At 34.1% G+C, this 19,249-nt stretch carries 15 protein-coding genes and 2 pseudogenes; 11 read left to right on the top strand and 6 right to left on the bottom strand.

Translation table 11 applies throughout. The annotated features are described in order from the left end of the window. Positions 1-489: 489 nt before the first annotated feature. Positions 490-903 (top strand): annotated as a pseudogene (locus tag GW534_RS04950) (transposase); the annotation flags it as partial. A 76-nt stretch (positions 904-979) separates the two neighbouring features. Here GW534_RS04950 and GW534_RS04945 read toward each other — a convergent pair. After that, a complete protein-coding gene (locus tag GW534_RS04945; protein WP_161919949.1) occupies positions 980-2,485 on the bottom strand; it encodes an alanine/glycine:cation symporter family protein in 1,506 nt (501 codons plus the stop codon). Positions 2,486-3,074: 589 nt separating this feature from the next. Between GW534_RS04945 and GW534_RS04940 the strand changes: the two genes are divergently transcribed. Then, entirely contained in the window at positions 3,075-4,655 is a 1,581-nt protein-coding gene (locus GW534_RS04940; RefSeq protein WP_161919948.1) for a peptide chain release factor 3, read from the top strand. Between the two features lie 1,351 nt (positions 4,656-6,006). Further along, complete coding sequence (locus GW534_RS04935; RefSeq protein WP_161919947.1) at positions 6,007-6,798, top strand: TerC family protein; 792 nt, start codon at positions 6,007-6,009, stop codon at positions 6,796-6,798. 55 nt (positions 6,799-6,853) lie between these two features. Here GW534_RS04935 and GW534_RS04930 read toward each other — a convergent pair whose 3' ends face one another. After that, positions 6,854-7,057: an alpha/beta-type small acid-soluble spore protein gene (locus GW534_RS04930; RefSeq protein WP_161919946.1), complete on the bottom strand. Its 204-nt coding sequence runs from the start codon at positions 7,055-7,057 to the stop codon at positions 6,854-6,856. A gap of 169 nt (positions 7,058-7,226) precedes the next feature. On the opposite strand from GW534_RS04930, the gene GW534_RS04925 reads away from it, so the two are divergent. Continuing rightward, the gene (locus GW534_RS04925) at positions 7,227-8,576 is read left to right on the top strand and encodes a TrkH family potassium uptake protein (protein ID WP_161919945.1); all 1,350 of its coding nucleotides are present in this window, start codon (positions 7,227-7,229) and stop codon (positions 8,574-8,576) included. A 48-nt stretch (positions 8,577-8,624) separates the two neighbouring features. Here GW534_RS04925 and GW534_RS04920 read toward each other — a convergent pair. After that, positions 8,625-9,649 (bottom strand): annotated as a pseudogene (locus GW534_RS04920) (acyltransferase family protein). A gap of 347 nt (positions 9,650-9,996) precedes the next feature. Here GW534_RS04920 and GW534_RS04915 point away from each other — a divergent pair. Both GW534_RS04915 and GW534_RS16645 read left to right on the top strand, forming a co-directional pair. Beyond that, the gene (locus tag GW534_RS04915; RefSeq protein ID WP_161919944.1) at positions 9,997-11,877 is read left to right on the top strand and encodes a PAS domain-containing protein; all 1,881 of its coding nucleotides are present in this window, start codon (positions 9,997-9,999) and stop codon (positions 11,875-11,877) included. Positions 11,878-12,008: 131 nt separating this feature from the next. Further along, positions 12,009-12,224 (top strand): aspartyl-phosphate phosphatase Spo0E family protein, encoded by a 216-nt coding sequence (locus tag GW534_RS16645; protein ID WP_312854629.1) that lies wholly within the window; start codon positions 12,009-12,011, stop codon positions 12,222-12,224. A 244-nt stretch (positions 12,225-12,468) separates the two neighbouring features. On the opposite strand, the gene GW534_RS04905 is transcribed toward GW534_RS16645, so the two are convergent. After that, positions 12,469-14,610 carry an ATP-dependent Clp protease ATP-binding subunit gene (locus GW534_RS04905; protein ID WP_161919943.1) on the bottom strand — a complete coding sequence of 714 codons (2,142 nt, stop codon included), beginning with the start codon at positions 14,608-14,610 and terminating at the stop codon, positions 12,469-12,471. Positions 14,611-14,854: 244 nt separating this feature from the next. On the opposite strand from GW534_RS04905, the gene GW534_RS04900 reads away from it, so the two are divergent. Continuing rightward, entirely contained in the window at positions 14,855-15,868 is a 1,014-nt protein-coding gene (locus GW534_RS04900; protein WP_161919942.1) for a YkvI family membrane protein, read from the top strand. A gap of 63 nt (positions 15,869-15,931) precedes the next feature. Here GW534_RS04900 and GW534_RS04895 read toward each other — a convergent pair whose 3' ends face one another. Then, positions 15,932-16,546, bottom strand: coding sequence for a CPBP family intramembrane glutamic endopeptidase (locus tag GW534_RS04895; protein WP_161919941.1), 615 nt, complete (start codon positions 16,544-16,546; stop codon positions 15,932-15,934). A 221-nt stretch (positions 16,547-16,767) separates the two neighbouring features. After that, positions 16,768-16,956, bottom strand: a complete 189-nt coding sequence (locus tag GW534_RS04890; RefSeq protein ID WP_161919940.1) for a YkvS family protein — start codon at positions 16,954-16,956, stop codon at positions 16,768-16,770. Between the two features lie 130 nt (positions 16,957-17,086). On the opposite strand from GW534_RS04890, the gene GW534_RS04885 reads away from it, so the two are divergent. From GW534_RS04885 to GW534_RS04870, 4 genes are all read left to right on the top strand, one after another. Beyond that, entirely contained in the window at positions 17,087-17,281 is a 195-nt protein-coding gene (locus GW534_RS04885) for a hypothetical protein (RefSeq protein ID WP_161919939.1), read from the top strand. A gap of 164 nt (positions 17,282-17,445) precedes the next feature. Then, a complete protein-coding gene (locus tag GW534_RS04880) occupies positions 17,446-17,994 on the top strand; it encodes a cell wall hydrolase (protein ID WP_161919953.1) in 549 nt (182 codons plus the stop codon). 277 nt (positions 17,995-18,271) lie between these two features. Next, positions 18,272-18,538, top strand: coding sequence for a phosphocarrier protein HPr (locus GW534_RS04875; RefSeq protein WP_202630830.1), 267 nt, complete (start codon positions 18,272-18,274; stop codon positions 18,536-18,538). Then, positions 18,538-19,245 (top strand): phosphoenolpyruvate-utilizing N-terminal domain-containing protein, encoded by a 708-nt coding sequence (locus GW534_RS04870; protein ID WP_161919938.1) that lies wholly within the window; start codon positions 18,538-18,540, stop codon positions 19,243-19,245. The genes GW534_RS04875 and GW534_RS04870 overlap by 1 nt, the downstream gene beginning before the upstream one ends. Positions 19,246-19,249 lie beyond the last annotated feature (4 nt).

Genomic DNA, 19,249 nt, shown 5'->3' with positions numbered 1-19,249 from the left:
TTTATTACTTTATAAAAATTTAAAAGTCGCTTTTCCGGATGTTTTATATATAGAAGTTGAGCACTTTATTAATTCTATGAGAAAAAGAAAATATAGTGCTGGTTGATTATATAGAAATGGCGTGCAAATAATTACATGCTTTTTCTATTTTAAGTATTAATCACTCAATAAAAGAATTAAGATATTGAAAAAGAATTTTATGCTCAAGAAAAGTAAAATCAATTCTCGTATTATTCTAATAAATTTATGTTTGGTAATATATAAGAGTGTAAAAAAATTATACACACAAATTCAAAAAATAAGGAACTATGTTTAAATTTTTTGACATTTTTTAAAACAATAGGCAACCAAATATTGATATGCTCCCCTTAAAGTAGACAGATAAAAAAATAAAAATCTGCTTACCTTAGGGGGAGTTTTTTGTGTCCAATAAATTTTATTCAACTGAATTTAAATATGAAGTAATTATGGCTTATAAAAGAGGAGAATAGTGCCATTCTGGATTTATATGATGGTTCCATTATTAGCTTTGTTTTAGGACGATCCAATAATAATAAACTTGTATTTGAGACACTTGATCAAGCTATCAATTTATTAAATAGTGATCAACCACTTATTCAAAGTGACCGTGGGTATCAATATACCTCACATGGTTTTAAACGAAGAATAGATGAAGCAGGCATGACGCACAGTATGTCAAGAGTTGGAAAGTGTATTGATAACAGACCGATGGAATCGTTTTGGGGAGCACTCAAATGTGAGAAGTATTATTTACATAAATATGAAACATTTGAAGAACTCTTAAAAGCGATTGAAGAATACATTTACTTCTACAACAATGAAAGATATCAAGAAAGATTAAACGGCCTTAGCCCTCTTGAATACAAGACTAAAGCCGCTTAAATCATTTTTTATTATTTCCAATGTCTACTTGACAGGGGGCAGTTCATATCTAGGTTGCCTATTGTTTATTATTAAACTACATATCTAAGTTGTCATTTTTTGTTTGTTCTTGTGTTTTAAGATATGTGTGTTTGTCTGAACTTATATCATTTTTAGCTTTTTCCACCCAGAAATCTGCGTTTTTAATTCCAGCACGAATAGGATCAAATACGGGATTTTTTCCAGCCTTCATCTGTAAATCAAAATCTTTTAAGGCTTTTAATGCAGGTTTAGTTAAAAGTAATATAGCAAACATGTTTAACCAAGCCATACTACCAAAACCGATATCTCCAAGTGCCCACATCAGTGAAGCGGACCTGACTGTTCCAAAGAATACCATACCTAAGAAAACAAACTTGAATGCAGTTAACAACCATGGATACTTTTGATTTCTATTTAGGAACACGATTGTTGTTTCAGCAATATAGTAATATGCCATTAACGTAGTGAATGCGAAAAAGAAAATAGCAATTGCAAGGAATAATGAACCAAATCCAGGGAACACTGTGTCAATGGCCGCTTGTGTATAGATAGGGCCTGGTTCCACTCCTTCCATAGTGTTTACTATAGGATTTTGCCCTTCTGGAGTTACACTATACATACCAGAGATTAGTATCATAAATGCTGTTGCTGTACATACAAAGATAGTATCAATGTAAATAGAGAAAGCTTGAACTAACCCCTGTTTCGCAGGATGAGTAACTTCAGCGGCTGCAGATGAATAAGTTGCTTCCCCAACTCCAGGAACAGCAGAGAAGATTGCTCTTCTAACTCCCCATGCAACTGCTGCACCAACTATACCACCGAAGGCTTCATTAAATCCAAATGCACTAGAGATAATAAGTTTAAACATAGCAGGGATTTGATCAATATATGCGATTAATATGATTAACATTAAAACAATATAGCCTAAAGCCATAAAAGGAACCACTTTATCTGCAACACTAGCAATTCTTTTAACGCCACCAAAAATAATTAAACCGAGTATTGCAACGATTATTACACCGGTTATAGCCGGATTTAATCCCATCGCATTTTCAAAACTTGCTGCTATCGTGTTGGACTGAATCCCAGGTACAAAAATACCATAGGAGATGGTCACAACTATCGCCATAAAAATAGCGAACTTTTTCCATCCTAGTCCTTTTTCTATAAAATATGGTGTACCACCGCGATATTCGTTACCAATTTTAGTTTTGTAAACTTGTGCAAGAGTTGATTCAATGAAAGCGCTTGCTCCACCAAGTAAAGCTGTCACCCACATCCAGAAAACAGCCCCTGGACCACCAAACGCAATGGCTGTGGCTACCCCAGCAATATTACCAATGCCTATCCGTCCTGCAAGTGCTAAACAGAAGGCTTGGAAAGAAGATATTCCTGAATCTGATTTTTGCCTTTCAAACATTAATTTTATAGATTGTATAAAATAACGAAACTGTACAAACCGAGTTGCTACTGTAAAGAATAAGCCCCCAGCAAGAACAAAAATAACTAAGGCCATACTCCATACTTGATCAACTAACCAAAATACTATTTCTTCCATTTTTCTCCTCCCCTTTGCAATCTATTTTGATAAGGTTAATGTGGATAAAAGTAACAGTTTTATTAGAAACGTTACTTTAGATCATATATCCATCTTTTCCATTTACCTTCTATGACTTATCCCCCTTTCAAATTGTTTCTACTATTTTACATGCAAGATTAATGCCAAAATTAATTTTGAAAAAGTAACGAAAAACTAAAAGACTCAGCTCAATGTAATAAAAAATTTAATCAAGAACTATCGGATTTAGTTTTTTAACTATCTGTAGTGGAAATCATTAATAATTTATAAATTGATGATACGGAGGGACGGGTCCACTGTACCATTTAGGATCGTTCGAGAAGTTGCCAATTGTATCAATCCCAAATTTTAGCGGTTAGGTTCATAGTATGTGCGTGAATGAAACACCGAACCCGTCCCCCTGTTTCACACAAGTCTGTTCGAAAAATCATTGCAATCTTGCGCGTAGCAAGGTAAAATTTTTTTGTATGCTTAAAAATAGAGGAACGGAACTGATGTGATATTAATAAGATGATTGAATCGAGTTGTATTCGTTCATGTATTTCCACAGTTAGAAAGGAAAATTAGGATGAGTAATTTTATAGATGAAGTGAAATCTCGTCGTACTTTTGGGATTATTTCCCACCCGGACGCAGGGAAAACGACGTTAACAGAAAAGCTACTATTTTTTGGTGGTGCCATTCGATCAGCTGGTACAGTTAAAGGGAAAAAGACTGGTAAGTTTGCAAAAAGTGACTGGATGGAAATTGAAAAACAACGGGGAATTTCCGTTACTTCCAGTGTTATGCAATTTGATTATGATGGTTTTCGTGTAAATATTTTGGATACCCCTGGACACGAAGACTTCAGTGAAGATACGTACCGGACGTTAACAGCCGTTGATAGTGCTGTCATGGTTATTGACTCAGGTAAAGGGATTGAGCCACAAACAATTAAATTGTTTAAAGTTTGTCGTATGCGCGGAATTCCGATTTTTACTTTTATCAATAAATTAGACCGTGTTGGTAAGGCGCCTCTAGAATTGATAGCTGAATTAGAAGAAGTGCTTGGTATTGAAGCGTATCCAATGAACTGGCCAATTGGTATGGGGAAAGAATTCCTAGGAATTTATGACCGTTACTATAACCGAATTGAACAATTCCGTGTGGAAGAAGACGATCGTTTTATTCCGTTAAATGAAGATGGCGAAATTGACGGCGACCATCCAATTAAACAGTCAAGTTTATATGACCAAGTTTTAGAAGAAGTTGAGTTGTTAAATGAAGCGGGGAATGAGTTTTCTCGTGAACGTATTGCTGAAGGTACGTTAACACCTGTATTTTTCGGTAGTGCCTTAACAACTTTTGGTGTGCAAACATTTTTAGAAACTTATTTAAAATTTGCTCCAGAACCACAACCACGTCATTCAGACCAAGGTTATATTGATCCATTAAATGAACAATTTACTGGATTTGTTTTTAAAATTCAAGCAAACATGAACCCAGCTCACCGCGATCGTATCGCCTTTGTCCGCGTATGTTCGGGCAAATTTGAACGAGGCATGAACGTGATTCTTTCTCGTACTGGGAAACAGATGAAGTTGTCACAGTCGACACAGTTTTTAGCGGAATCCCGAGAAACGGTAAACGAAGCGGTTAGTGGTGATATTATCGGGCTATATGATACTGGTACGTATCAAATCGGTGATACGATTGTAGGTGGAAAACCGATTATTCATTATGATCCACTACCACAATTTACGCCTGAATTGTTCGTTCGTGTTCGTGCGAAAAACGTGATGAAGCAAAAACAATTCCATAAAGGGATTAACCAACTTGTTCAAGAAGGAGCTATCCAATTATATAAAACAAAATTTGAAGAATATATTATTGGTGCCGTTGGGCAGCTTCAGTTCGAAGTTTTTGAGCATCGAATGAAAAATGAATATAATTCAGATGTCGTCATGGAACATTTAGGTTCAAAAATTGTTCGTTGGGTTGAAGGCGATAAAGTAGATGAGAACTTGAATACTCAACGGAGTATGCTTGTAAAAGATCGTTTTGATAAAAATGTATTTTTATTTGAAAACGACTTTGCTTTACGCTGGTTCCAAGATAAACATCCAGATGTAAAACTATATAATCCGATGGATGAGTATACAAATAGATAAGAGTGTATGAAGAAGTGCGATTTGCTTTTAGGCATGCACTTCTTTTTATATAGGAAGAAAAGGTGTTAAAATCGTGATAATGTAAACAGAAATTGTGGTAAAAAATGAAAAGAAGTGCTTATAGGCGGCTTCAATGAACAGAAACTGTGATAAAAATCGCGAAGAAGTATAAATACAAAGCTTCTATAAACAGAAATTACGGTAAAAAATGAAAAGAAGTGTTTATACCGGGCTTCAATGAACAGAAACTGTGAAAAAAATCGCGAAGAAGTATAAATATAAAGCTTCTATAAACAGAAATTATGGTAAAAAATGAAAAGAAGTGTTTATACCGGGCTTCAATGAACAGAATCTATGATAGAATTTGTAAAGAAGTGTTTATATCCGTCTTTTATAAGCATAAACTCAGGTAGAAAACGTGAAGAAGTGTTAATATCAGGCTTCTGTAAACAGAACCTATGGTAGAAAGCGCAAAGAAGTGTTTACATGACGCTTATGAACACAGAAACTCCGGTAGAAAGCGCAAAGAAGTGTTTATATCCGTCTTTTATAAGCATAAACTCAGGTAGAAAATGTGAAGAAGTGTTAATATCAGGCTTCTGTAAACAGAACCTATGGTAGAAAACGTGAAGAAGTGTTAATATCAGGCTTCTGTAAACAGAACCTGTGGTAGAAAGCGCAAAGAAGTGTTTATATCCGTCTTTTATAAGCATAAACTCAGGTAGAAAACGTGAAGAAGTGTTAATATCAGGCTTCTGTAAACAGAACCTATGGTAGAAAGCGCAAAGAAGTGTTTACATGACGCTTATGAACACAGAAAAAACGCATAGAAGTGTTTACATGAAGCTTATGAACACAGAAACTCCGGTAAAAAAATGCAAAGAAGTGTTTACATTACACTTATGAAAAAAGAAAATCCAGAAGCAATTGCGCAGAAATGTTTACATCAAATATTTGAAAACAGAAAACTCCCTCACAAACATAAAAAACTGTTATCACCAATCCAAAATAATCCGGATTCACGCCACCTCATCCAAATCCCACCCCCCCATTCAAAAAAAATATTGCCACAATCCTAAAAAGTATGTATAATAATAACATAAATCAAATCTGCACATTAATTCACAATTAAATAGATCTATTTTCCTGTAAAGGGGAGTAGCATGAAGAAGAGGACTTCTCTTTTTTAAACAAAGTCGTCATTTCGTAAGGCTTTTGTCTTTCCGGCTTTGTTGGCATGTTTATGTGCTATGCAAGACCTTTGCTTAACGTCACTGTTAGCAAAGGTCTATTTTATTGCTCGAAATTAATTGCAGAACATTATGAATAAACAAACTTTAGGAGGACATTTATGGATTTATCGATTTTATTAGAATACGGTTGGGTTTTACTCGTATTAATAGGTTTAGAAGGAATTTTAGCTGCAGATAATGCGGTTGTAATTGCCGTTATGGCAAAACATTTACCTGAGGAGCAACAAAAACGTGCATTATTCTACGGTTTAGTCGGGGCGTTTGTTTTCCGATTTGCTACTTTATTTTTAATTTCGCTTTTAGCAAATGTATGGCAAGTTCAAGCAATCGGGGCGATATATTTACTATATATTATGATTAATCATTTCGTTAAACTTCGGAAAGCATCAGCAGAAAACAGCGAAAGTCAAGAGAAGCCAAAGAAACAAAGTGGGTTCTGGATGACAGTGTTGAAAATTGAGATTGCTGATATTGCTTTTGCGATTGATTCAATGCTTGCTGCGGTAGCGTTAGCGATAACATTACCGCCGATTGGAGAAATGATGATCGGTGGCATTAACGCAGCCCAATTTTCTGTAATGTTTATCGGTGGATTAATCGGTTTAATTATTATTCGTTTTACAGCCACTTGGTTCGTGAAACTTTTAGCTCAATACCCGGTATTAGAACATGGTGCCTTTTTAATCGTAGGTTGGGTTGGTGTTAAACTTGTTGTAAGTACGTTATCCCATGCAGGTGTCGGCTTATTACCAGTTGATTTCCCACATTCAACAATATGGAAACTGATTTTCTGGGGCGTACTTCTTTTAATTGTGGTTGTTTCAGTTTTCGTAGCGAAAAAACACGGTAAAGTAGAGGAAGAAACTCAAACAGAACAATTTGGGGCATAATAAAAAGAGGCGAGTCGATTGACTTGCCTCTTCCATTTGTCCAGATATATTTAATTTAATGATTATGATTTTGATTCGCAAATTGTGCTTGAGCTTGTCTTACTAAACGTTTCGTAATTTCACCGCCAACTGAACCATTGGCCCGTGATGCAGTATTCCCACTCAAAGTTACACCAAATTCTTCGGCAATTTCATATTTTACTTGATCTAAAAACTGTTGTACACCAGGTACTAATAATTTATTTGAAGAACGTGCCATGTTCTCACCACCTTTTCCTAGGTTATTTTTATTATGGAAAAAATCGAAGGAAATCATAAGTGGGAAGTTTTAACTTTATTACATTGCGAACTTATGCGACTTTGTATTAAGATAAGTTGGACGAACATGTAAAAATATGTAAGTATTGAGTTAGAGAGGAACAAACTACATGTGGGAAAAAACGAAAAAATACTTTTACAATTTAAGCCCCGCAAGAATTATCGTTTGGTATTATTTACTAGCCGTAAGTTTTGCAACAATATTATTAAGTTTACCTGTTGCAAGACATGAAGGTGCTCCGTGGTCATTTATTGATGCGGTTTTTACAGCCGTTAGTGCGGTTAGTGTGACCGGTTTATCCACCGTAAGTATTGCCGATACTTTTACCACAACCGGGATTTTTATTCTCATCTTCGTTTTACAAATCGGTGGTATTGGAATTATGGCTTTAGGTACATTTTTTTGGTTATTATTTCGGAAAAAAATCGGTCTAAAAGAACGCCAACTTATTATGACAGATCAAAACCAAATGAAGTTTGCTGGTGTTGTTAATTTAGTAAAAAACATATTAGTGATTTTTTTCCTGATTGAAATTATTGGGACGATAATTTTAGGGTTGTGTTATTTACGATATTTTCCAAATTGGCAAGAGGCCTTTTATCATGGGCTTTTCTCATCGGTCAGTGCGACAACGAATGCTGGTTTCGATATTACAGGTACATCGGCACAACCGTATGCTCATGATTATTTTGTACAATTTGTACATATGATATTAATAATTTTAGGTGCCATCGGATTTCCGGTTTTAATAGAAGTGAAAAATTACTTTCAAAGAAAAAAGGCAATATTTCATTTTAGTTTAACTGCGAAAATTACAACGGTTACTTATTTTTCCTTAGTAATTTTTGGGACAATTGTATTTTTCGTCTTTGAATTCGGTGGGTTTTTAGTAGGTAAATCATGGCTTGAAGGACTATTTTATTCATTATTCCAATCTGTTTCAACTCGAAGTGCAGGTTTAGTAACCCTGGATCTATCTGAATTATCAACGGCAACGTTATTATTATTTTCAATTTTAATGTTTATTGGTGCATCTCCTAGTTCCGTTGGTGGGGGAATTCGGACGACAACGTTTGCGTTAAACCTGTTATTTTTTATACATTTTGCAAAAGGGCATCGTGTTGTTAAAGTGTTTAAAAGAGAAATCCACAATGAAGATTTATTGAAATCCTTTGGCGTAACGGCTTTTGCAGTGTTACTCGTTGTTACATCCGTTGTACTATTATCTTTTACTGAGGACTTTTCATTAATTGCGATTATTTTTGAAGTTTGTTCCGCCTTTGGAACTTGTGGTATGTCTTTAGGTATTACCGAAGATTTGTCTATTTTTGGAAAAATCCTGATTATATTACTAATGTTTATTGGACGTGTCGGGATGATCTCCTTCATGTTCATGCTCGGTGGAAAAGAGAAAAAAGAACACTATCATTACCCGAAAGAAAGAGTAACAATCGGCTAGAAATAGAAAGGTCTGATCCTCATATGTTGAGTGATCAGACCTTTTTTCTTATGAAAACATTCTACGATTAAATGACTTTAAAACGATTCGCCAGTTGACTGCTTTTAATTCGATAATAGGTTGCATCAACGTGCGGACAATTTTACTAGATAATATATACGTTAGTAATAGCGATATAATTAAAAACAGGATAATCGATTGATGGTTGTCCACAAACCATTTAGGTATATCCAATTGCCGGACAAATTGAATGATAAACCCATGTAATAAATATATATAAAGGGTATAGCGACCAATATTTGTATAAAGATGATTTTTTGTCGGAACAAGCGCCCAAAAACTAAAGACAGTAAGTAGACTAATTCCATAAATATAAAGTCGTTTCAACCAAGCTAAGGCCATCGCCGTATCTAATTCGCTATATGGTTTTGAACCAAATAACCATTCATAATCCCATGTTGGAAATTTAAAAAATAGGATAAACGTAACTAGTAACACGAAACTTGAAGATATCATTATGCTCTTTCTTTTTAATTGAAAGAAATGTTCCCGTTGTAAAAAGTATCCGATCAAAAAGAATGGGAAAAATACAATTGTTCGAGATAAACTTAAGGTTCCGTCAATAAAGTCGAAATATCCAACCAATATACCTATCGTAATCGTAAAAAGGATTGCCAACCACGGTTTCCGGTTTTTAAATAATGGAAGTAGCATATGCCAACAAATAAACTAATTAAAAACCAGAGTGACCATTGTGGATTGATAATATCAAAGGTAAATGTGCTGTAATCAAATAAATAGTAATAATACACCGTATAAATAAACTGGAAAATGATATACGGGACGAGTAATTTTTTTACTAAATTTAAAATATAGCCTTTTTCAAAATAACCTTTCGCAAAATGACCAGAAATGAGTATGAAGGCTGGCATATGGAAAGCGTAAATTGTTTTATAGATTGCAAGGATTAGTTCGTTTTCCGAAATAAATTGTCGGATAAAATGTCCGAACACGACAAAGAAGATTAGAAAGAACTTTCCGTTATCAAAATAGCAATCTCGTTGTTGTGTCATTGAAAGTCCTCCAATTCAAATATTGTAGTATAAAGTGTAAGGGACAAAGCACCAGTAAGCAAATTAATATTATATTACTTTTTTTACAAATTTAAAAGAGTATGATATTCACCTTACTAAGATGACAGCTGTCAAGACAACCGTCATTATTGAGAAATAAATGAATTATGGCGAAAAGTTAACAAAGTAATTTTAAAGTTAACTTAAGGTTGGTTGTAAAAAAACAGGAAAATAGATTAATTTAAATATTAATAGAATTTGGTAAAATAAAGATTGAGAATATTATGCATTTTAATAGAGGAAAATTGTCTATTTGTAGCGTATTTCCTAAATAGGAGGGAAGATTTGTGAATGAATGGAATCAAAAATCCTATTATTTTGATTTAAAAGATCGTATTGCGGCGTTAGAAGGAGAGAAGAAAATTTTAGAAGAATCGTTGGAAACGATACAAAATGTGTATGAAAAAGTGGAAAGACCGATGATTTTACTAGATAAAAAGAAAAGATTAATTGACGCCAATCCAGCAGCATGTCAATTTTTCCAAATGTCCCGCAGACAATTGTTAGGGAAAACGTTACATGAGTTTTTATATTTAGCTCCAAAAGAAATGATTGATATCCAAGATCAAATCCTTCGCAAAAAAGGTACATTACGTGATGAATTTATTATCGAGTTGCAAGACGGAACGATTAAAACGGTCGTATTTCATGCTTTTGCCAACATTAAAGATGATGCAGATCTTTACATATTAACTGAAATCGATACTCCGCAAAGGAAGCTTGAATGGGAAAAATCGATGTATTTACAAATGTTTAGTAATATTTTTTCCCAAGTCATTGATGGTCTCGTTATGTTTAATAACGAAGGGGAAATTATTCATGTGAATCCAGCCTTCTGCCGAGTTGTTGGTCGAGATAAGGAAAAATTACTCGGTAAAGATATTCAAGATTATTTTATCGAAACAGGTAAGAAGTCGTATAAAAGATGGTTTGAAAAGCTTCAGGAAGAAGGTTCATTTTTTGGAGAAATAAAGATTTGTGTAGAAGAAGAGGATATTAAACACTTTGAAGTATCTGTAAGTTCGAATGTATTTGCTGGATTATACATGGCCATTATTCGCGATATTACTGAAAAGCTTGAAATGGAAAGAAAAGTAGTTGAAAGTGAAAATAAGTTTCGGAAAATATTTGACAACGCTTTAAATGGCATGATGATATGGAAAGATGGTGTTGAAGAAAATTCACCAATAATAATCCATAAAATAAATAAAACCGCAAAAAATATTTTCCATATTCAAAATAAAAGGGACCTTCAAAAGGAAATTGAAAGAATTAAGTTAAGTGAACACAATAATATAACGTTGTTACAAGCAATTAAGTTAATTGCCCATCAAAAGGAAAAACATTTTGAAGTTGAATTAGGTAATGGTGAGCGGAAAGCGATTGAAATGTATTCAAAACGTGACATATTACCAGGATTCCATTTGACCGTTTTTAATGATATAACTCAGCGTATTCAAATGGAAGAACAATTAAGAAAGTCCGATACTCTTAATGTTGTCGGTGAACTTGCAGCAGGAATTGCCCATGAGATTCGTAATCCGTTAACATCATTAAAAGGCTTTATTCAACTATTGAAAGGGAATATCGATGGGTATGATACGTATTTTAATATTATTATGTCGGAGCTTGAACGGATTGAGTCGATTGTCCATGAGTTTCTTGTTTTAGCAAAACCGCAAGTTGTAAACTATAAAGTTTTCAACGTCATTAAAATTATGCAAGAGACTTTGGAGTTATTGTCACCGCAAGCATTAATGGATAATGTAGAATTCCGTACCTTTTATGAGAAGGATGAACTGAATACGTATTGTGAACCGAATCATATTAAACAAGTGTTCATCAATATTATTAAAAACGCAATTGAGGCAACGGTAGAAAATAATACTGCTGAAAAAATTGTTTCGGTCTCCATTTCAAGACCGAATAATCGGTGGGTAAAAATCGTAATTGAAGATCGCGGAAAAGGGATTTCAGAAGAAAAACTAAAATGTATTGGTGAACCATTTTATACAACGAAGGAAAAGGGAACAGGGCTCGGTTTAATGATTAGTTACAAAATTATAAAAGAACATGACGGGAAGATTGAAGTAGCAAGTGAAATGAATAAAGGGACAACCTTTTCAATCTTTCTCCCATTGAAAAAAAAGAAGAAAAATGCTGACTAATAACCGTTTTTTTTGTCGAAAGTTTTTTGTTAGCGAACTTTGTCTACTTTTGCCGATTCTATTTACTTTCGATTTTAAATTTGATTAAATGTGTAAAGAGTTCTATTGAGGTAGAAGTAGGAGGATTAAAAGTGAATACACAAAAAAACAAACAAGATCTTGAGGAACAGATTAAGGAAAAGAGAGAGAAAATGATCGCCGCTGCCGAAAAATATGGGTTTACAGATGAAGAAACTTTAAAATCTAGTCAGGAGTTGGACAGGCTGTTAAACAAATACATGCGTTTTTTTCGTAAACCTAGAATGAACGACTATCCTCAAATTGAAAGAAATTCGGTTTTAATTTAATTTAATTTAATTAATCGGTTAGTTTTAATATATATTTTTTAACGGTTTTTAGAACGACGGCTACTTGAAAAATTTGATAGGAATTTAGTAGAGGATTTTCCAATTCTTTTTTACATGAAGAAGGAAATTTGCAGGTGTGAAAAAATGAAAGAATTGGAAAATCTTTTTGTTTTTAAAGTAGGGACTGGTAGAGAGCGTCATTTTAGCAAAAGCTCAATCTATCAGTCCCTTATTTTTTCAAGTCTTAGTTTCCAGATACGACTATTTCTGAATCAACTACATCTGCTTTTAATTGTGTGACATTTGGTTCGTCAATAATGTAATCGGCAATTTTATCTTCTAAATATTCTTGAATAGTACGACGTAATGGTCTTGCGCCAAATTGTGGGTTATAACCTAATTCGACAAGTTTTTCTTTTACTTCATCCGTAATCGTAAGTTGCTTTTCTTCTTCTTGAAGTTGCTCACTTACTTCTTCAAGCATTAAATCGACAATTTGTAATAGATGCTCTTTTTCTAGTGGCTTAAATTCAACAATCGCATCGAAGCGGTTTAGGAATTCTGGTTTAAAGTAATCGCGTAATTTTTCAATAACTTCCCCTTTATCATCTGAATCAGAACCACCGAAACCTACTTGCACGCTTTTTATCATTTGACCGGCATTACTTGTCATAATGATGACTGTGTCTTTAAAACTTACAGTCCTACCTTGGCTATCGGTTAATCTACCGTCTTCTAAAATTTGTAAAAACATGTGCATGACATCTGGATGGGCTTTTTCAACTTCGTCTAGTAATACTAAGCTATAAGGATTACGACGGACTTTTTCAGTCAATTGTCCTGCTTCTTCATGACCAACATAGCCTGGAGGTGAACCGATTAATTTTGACACACTATGTTTTTCCATATATTCACTCATATCAAGACGAATCATCGCATCTTTCGTACCGAATAATTCTTCCGCTAACGTTTTTGCTAATTCTGTTTTACCAACACCCGTTGGTCCGACAAAGAGGAAGGAGCCAATTGGTCTGTTTTTCGCTTTCAAGCCAGCACGACTTCTACGGATTGCTTTTGCCACTTTTTCAACTGCTTCCTTTTGTCCAATTACTTTTGCAGCAAGTTGTTGTTCTAGATTTTTCAGTTTTTCTTGTTCATCTTCTTGCAGTTTTCCGAGTGGAATGCCTGTTTTTTCAGCAATAATTTGTTGGATGATGGAAATATCAACAATTGGTTCACCAGCTTCTTTTGCATTTACACGTTGATGTTCTAACTCTTTTTCTTCATCCCGTAGTTTAGCTGCAAGTTCATAATTTTCCGAGCTTAGTGCTTGTTCTTTTTCAAGCTTTATCTGTTGTAAACGTGCATCAATTTGTTCTGGTGTTAATGTAGATGATGTTAAATTCACTTTAGAGCCGGCAATATCCATTAAGTCAATTGCTTTATCTGGTAAAAAGCGGTCTTGAATATAGCGACTTGATAATTGGACACAAGCATTGATCGCATCTTCTGTGTATTTCACATTATGATAAGTTTCGTATCGGCCTTGTAACCCTTTTAAAATTTGAATTGTATTTTCAATTGTTGGTTCGTGTACTTGAACCGGTTGGAAACGACGTTCTAAAGCGGCATCTTTTTCAATTTGTCGATATTCTTTTAATGTCGTTGCCCCAATTAACTGCATTTCACCACGGGCAAGGGCTGGTTTTAAAATATTTCCGGCATCCATCGAACCTTCTGCAGAACCTGCTCCGACAATTAAATGAATCTCATCGATGAATAAGATGATATCATTGCGTTCTTGCAATTCCGTAATTAGTTGTTGCATACGTGCTTCAAATTGTCCTCGAATCCCCGTATTTGCAACAAGGGAAGAGACGTCTAATAAGTATACTTCTTTGTTACGTAATTTAAATGGAACATCGCCATTTACTATTCTTAGGGCTAGTCCTTCCACAACAGCTGTTTTACCAACACCTGGTTCTCCGATCAGAACAGGGTTATTTTTGTTTCTCCGGTTTAAAATTTCAATAACTTGCTCGATTTCTTTGTCACGGCCGATAACCGGATCTAACTTACCTTCTCGTGCTTCGTCCGTTAAGTTTTTACCGAATTGATCAAGAAATCCTCCGCCACCTCGAGAATGTTGCATTGTTTTTGTTTTAACTCCCTTTTGACCATTTGTTTCTTGACCACCGAAGGCGTCGGCAAAACCACCGAACATATTACTAAAAGGCTCATTAAACATGTTTTTAACTGATGAATCAAAATTCGCTCTTTCTTGTTTATAGCAATCATTGCATAAAGTATATTCAACTTGTTGACCATTTAGATTTAATGTTAGATGGATATTCGCATTGTTTTTATGACATTTTTGACAAAGCATTTAATCTAACCTCCTCTTTTTATCTTGTTTTGACCTTGACTATCTTTGACTTTCTTTCACCTATATTATAATTTGACCTAATTTGACTTTCAAGTGTTATGCAAAAAAATCTTTAAAAGCGTGAGAAGTTCTTTATTATTTAGGTCTTGCATATGATGGAAGCAGAAGCCATTTTGGACAAGTTTGTAGATTGGGAGAAAATATATGTTCCGTCACGTAAAAGTAGGCAAAGGAGGCGAAGGGATTGAAATGGAAAAAATCTTTCCAATTAGCCTCAGTTTATGTCGGAACGATCGTAGGTGCTGGGTTTGCTACAGGGAGGGAAATAGTTGAGTTTTTCTCGCAATATGGTTTATATGGGTTAATCGGAATTATTATTGCTGGATTATGTTTTATTTGGTTTGGTGTCAAAATTATGCTGCTTGCGATTCGATTAGAGGCGAAAAGTTTCCATCAATTAAATTTGTATATGTTTGGTCCTTACATTACACCAATCATTAATGTCATCATGTTTATTATGTTGCTGGGTGTTTCCGCCGTCATGTTATCTGGTTCCGGGAGTGTATTTGAAGAACAATTACTTTTACCAAAACAACTTGGTGTATTCGTGACGATTTTTCTAACTTTAATCGTTTTAACAATTGGGACGAGCGGTCTCGTTCTCGTTAATTCATTTGTCGTTCCTGTTTTAATTACTTTTTGTTTAATGTTAGCCTATCTTTCTTTTCAACTACCAGAATTTTGGCCAAACGTTATGTTTGCAGAGCGGTTTACCTTTGGAGTCATAAGTAGTGGTTTTGCCTATGCAGCATTTAATATTAGCCTTGCCACGGCTGTACTCGTACCAGCTGCAAATGAAATTGGTGATGAAAAAGTTGTGAAATGGGGAGGTATCCTCGGCGGTGCTGCCTTAACAATTATATTAATCGCAAGTCACGTAACCCTTGTTCAACTGCCAGGAGTAACTAACTATCATATTCCTATGGCCGTTATGATGGAAACATTGGCACCTATAGTTTATTTAATCTATATTTTTATTATTTATGGGGAAATTTTTACTTCGGTTATTGGGAATGTGTATGGATTGGAGCGGTTTATCCGAAAGGGGACAAGTGGCGGTTCGCTTGTTATTGCTACATGTATTCTGGCAGTAGCTTATTGCATAAGTATTGTTGATTATAGTACTTTACTTAGTACGCTGTATCCATTGTTCGGATATATTAGTTTAGCATTTTTACTTATTCTTGTTATTAAATAAAAAAGGCTGCTAAAAGGTTCAGTTCACATTTTTTCGTGAGTAGATCTTTTGGCAGCCTTTGTTTTATACAATTGGGAAAAAGACGAGCAGTAACAAGTTGAACGTTAAATGGGATATAATCACAAGGGGCAAACTTCTTTTCCAAGCGTAAAGCGTTCCCCAAACAAATCCACAAATTAAAGCAGCAATGCCTAGTAATATGTATCCAGAATATAAGCTAACGATACTATAAAAAACAGTAGATACGATGACACTTGTCCAAACACCGGTTGAAGCTAATAAACGTTTTTGAATAAATCCGCGCCAGAAAAATTCTTCACCTGGTACAATAATTAAAATTAAGGCGATATAATGCCAAATCGCGTCCGGTGAAAATTTATTGTATAGTTTTGTTACTTGATTTGACAATGATGTGAAATTTAACAAGTTAAGTAACAGGTCACCGAGCCAAAAGACACCGTATAGTGCAGCACCGGATAATAGTCCATAAAACAAATATTGACCTAGGGAAATGCGGTCATCTACATCTTCATTTAATATCGCATATGAGATTAAAAATAACATTGAACCAGTTTGTATATACCAAAATACTTTACCTTGATTATAAGCAAAGTATATAAGTGCATTTGCTAAAACTAGTCCTAAAAGAAATTTCCAATCGGTGAAGGCTTTTTTCATAAATTAACTTTCTCCTTTCAAACTCAGATAACATTTTAACATAAACGGTCTGATTGAAAAAGATAGGAAAGTAAAACGCTTTATATTTTAGTTTTATTCGAAAATTATGATTCATTCGTAAAAAATAAAGGAACGTAAACGGTAAAACGGTTACATTCCTTCGGATAAATTTATTATATTTCAAGTGAAAAGAGGTACTAATTACGATGCAAAGGTAACGCTTACATTGAATCAGCAATAACTTTATAATTTTTATGATTAACGACAGTGCGTTCATTTAAATCAAGTTCATGGAAATTTTCCATATATGTTAAATTAACGATTACAGAATTCTCGTTAACTTTTTCAACAACTCCGCGCAAACCATTTTTGAATTCGATTACATTTCCAACAGTAGCTTTCTTTTTCAATTTACTTCTCTCCTTACTTTATTTATAATTAAATACTAGTTTGCTATATTATTAGAAAAATGTAAAGGGAATATTTCAGTGAATTTCAAATGTTTTTTGATAATTCATTTAAATACAGGAGGGACAGAGCATGGATGAGCAAAAGGCACAGGAAATATTGGATCAATTAGCAGCGAAACAGTTGCCTGAATACACCGTTGCAAAAGAGGATTTTGAAGTTTTCCGGAATGTATTAGTTAGACGCCCTGACTTTAAACATTTTCGTGGAGTTGCGAAACGCGGTGGAAATGTCCTTTATAGGTATTTAGATGAACCGAGAAGTTAAAATGTAATTTTCATTGGAAAAATAATGGTTGCATTTCCAAGTTTCAACTATTGCATTGTTGCTAGATTCGTTGTTAGGCTAATTATGTGCTTTAAAAAACTTGGAGGTGCAATATGTTTAAAAAACTTAAAAAAGGTGTTATTGCAACATTAGCGTTAGGTACGATGATTTCTATTTTACCTATTAATCATACAGAAGCAGCAACGAATTATACAGTTAAAACGGGCGATTCATTATATAAAATTGCCCAAACTTATGGCGTTCCTGTACTTCAACTTCAATCTAGGAATCAATTAAACTCTTCATTAATTTATCCAGGTCAACAATTAACGATTCCTGAACAAATTTCTCAACAAGAATTAGATTTATTAGCTCGATTAGTTAATGCGGAAGCAAAAGGTGAACCGTATGAAGGAAAAGTGGCGGTGGCGACGGTCGTATTAAACCGTGTCGATCACCCTGATTTTCCGAATACAATTTCTGAAGTAATTTACGCAATAGATCATGGCTATTACGCATTTACACCGGTAGCTAATGGTCAAATTAACTTACCAGCAGATTTAGAATCGGTTAAAGCGGTGAAGGAAGCTTTAGCATTTCGCGGTCAAGGAAATGGTTCCATCTTTTTCTACAATCCGAAAACATCAACTAGTGATTACGTGGCGACAAGAGAAGTAACAATTACAATTGGTAATCACGTATTTGCAAAATAGTTTTAAAAACTGACTCAATTTGAGTCAGTTTTTATTTTTAAGAAAATGTGAACGCAATAAATATGGACGATAAAGGGAAAAATAACGTATCGAATAGGAAAGTGAGGGTAAACTTGAAATAAAATTTCAAATTTGTTACATATTGAATTTTTTTACAAAAAGATAACTTAATTAAGGTGAAAGCGGATAAGATATGTTATAATACTAAATTAGAGTTATGTATTAATTCAAAAAATTTACTTTAAGATTGATTTCATTTTAGGAGGAGTGAGAAAAAATGATTGAAAAAACATATACAGTAATTTCACAAACAGGGATTCATGCTCGTCCAGCAACTTTATTAGTTCAAGCAGCGGGTAAATTTGAATCAGAAATTTCTTTAACGTATAAAGATAGAACCGTTAATTTAAAATCAATCATGGGTGTAATGTCTTTAGGTATCCCAGGTGGTTCTGAAATTAAAATTTCAATTGACGGTACTGACGAAGAATTAGCAATGGCATCTTTAGAAAAATTATTAAAAGATGAGGAACTTGCTGAATAATGTCAACTTGGATTAAAGGTATTCCAACTTCCGAAAAAATTGTAATAGGCAAGGCTTATTGTGTTAAAAAGAGAAGGGTTGACTATACTAAGCGAATCGTCACTGATACGGATGAACAAGTGAAGCGATTGTTCGTAAGTATAAATGAGGCTATACAGTTCGTGAAAAATGTTCAGGAATATATCCAGACGTTTTTCGACGAAGAAAAGCCGATTTATGAAGACTTGCTTTTACTTTTTCAAAATCGTGAATTGATAGATTCTATAAAACAGGTGATTGAAGTAGATCATGTAAATGCGGAATTTGCGATACAGGAAGTTATGGAAACCTTTAGTCATTTAAAAGACGAAGTTGATGTTACATTTTTACAAGAAGCCGAAAATATTTTGCTTGCTTGTTTAGAAAATAAACCCATTCTAAATCATAGTTTAATTATGGAAGAAGTCATTCTTGTTACAGAAGACTTTTCTCCGATTGTTGCTAGCCAGTTTAACCGAAAATATTGTATCGGTATTGTTACTGACTATGACTTTCAATTTTCGAATGTAAGTTTGTTTTCACAGTCTTTACATATACCGGCCATTATCGGAACAAATTGTGCGACTACCGAAATTTTAAACGGGGATTTACTTATTTTAGATGGGGAAACGGGACAAGTACATATTAATCCAACTGAAGAATTGTTAAATCAGTATAAAAGCAAATAAGTAG

Origin of the sequence: Pallidibacillus pasinlerensis, from assembly GCF_009996845.1 — a bacterium.
In the GTDB taxonomy this organism is placed as follows: domain Bacteria; phylum Bacillota; class Bacilli; order Bacillales; family Caldibacillaceae; genus Pallidibacillus; species Pallidibacillus pasinlerensis.
The sequence above is the reverse complement of the archived record's forward strand: the minus strand, read 5'-3'. Positions and strand labels throughout refer to the sequence as shown.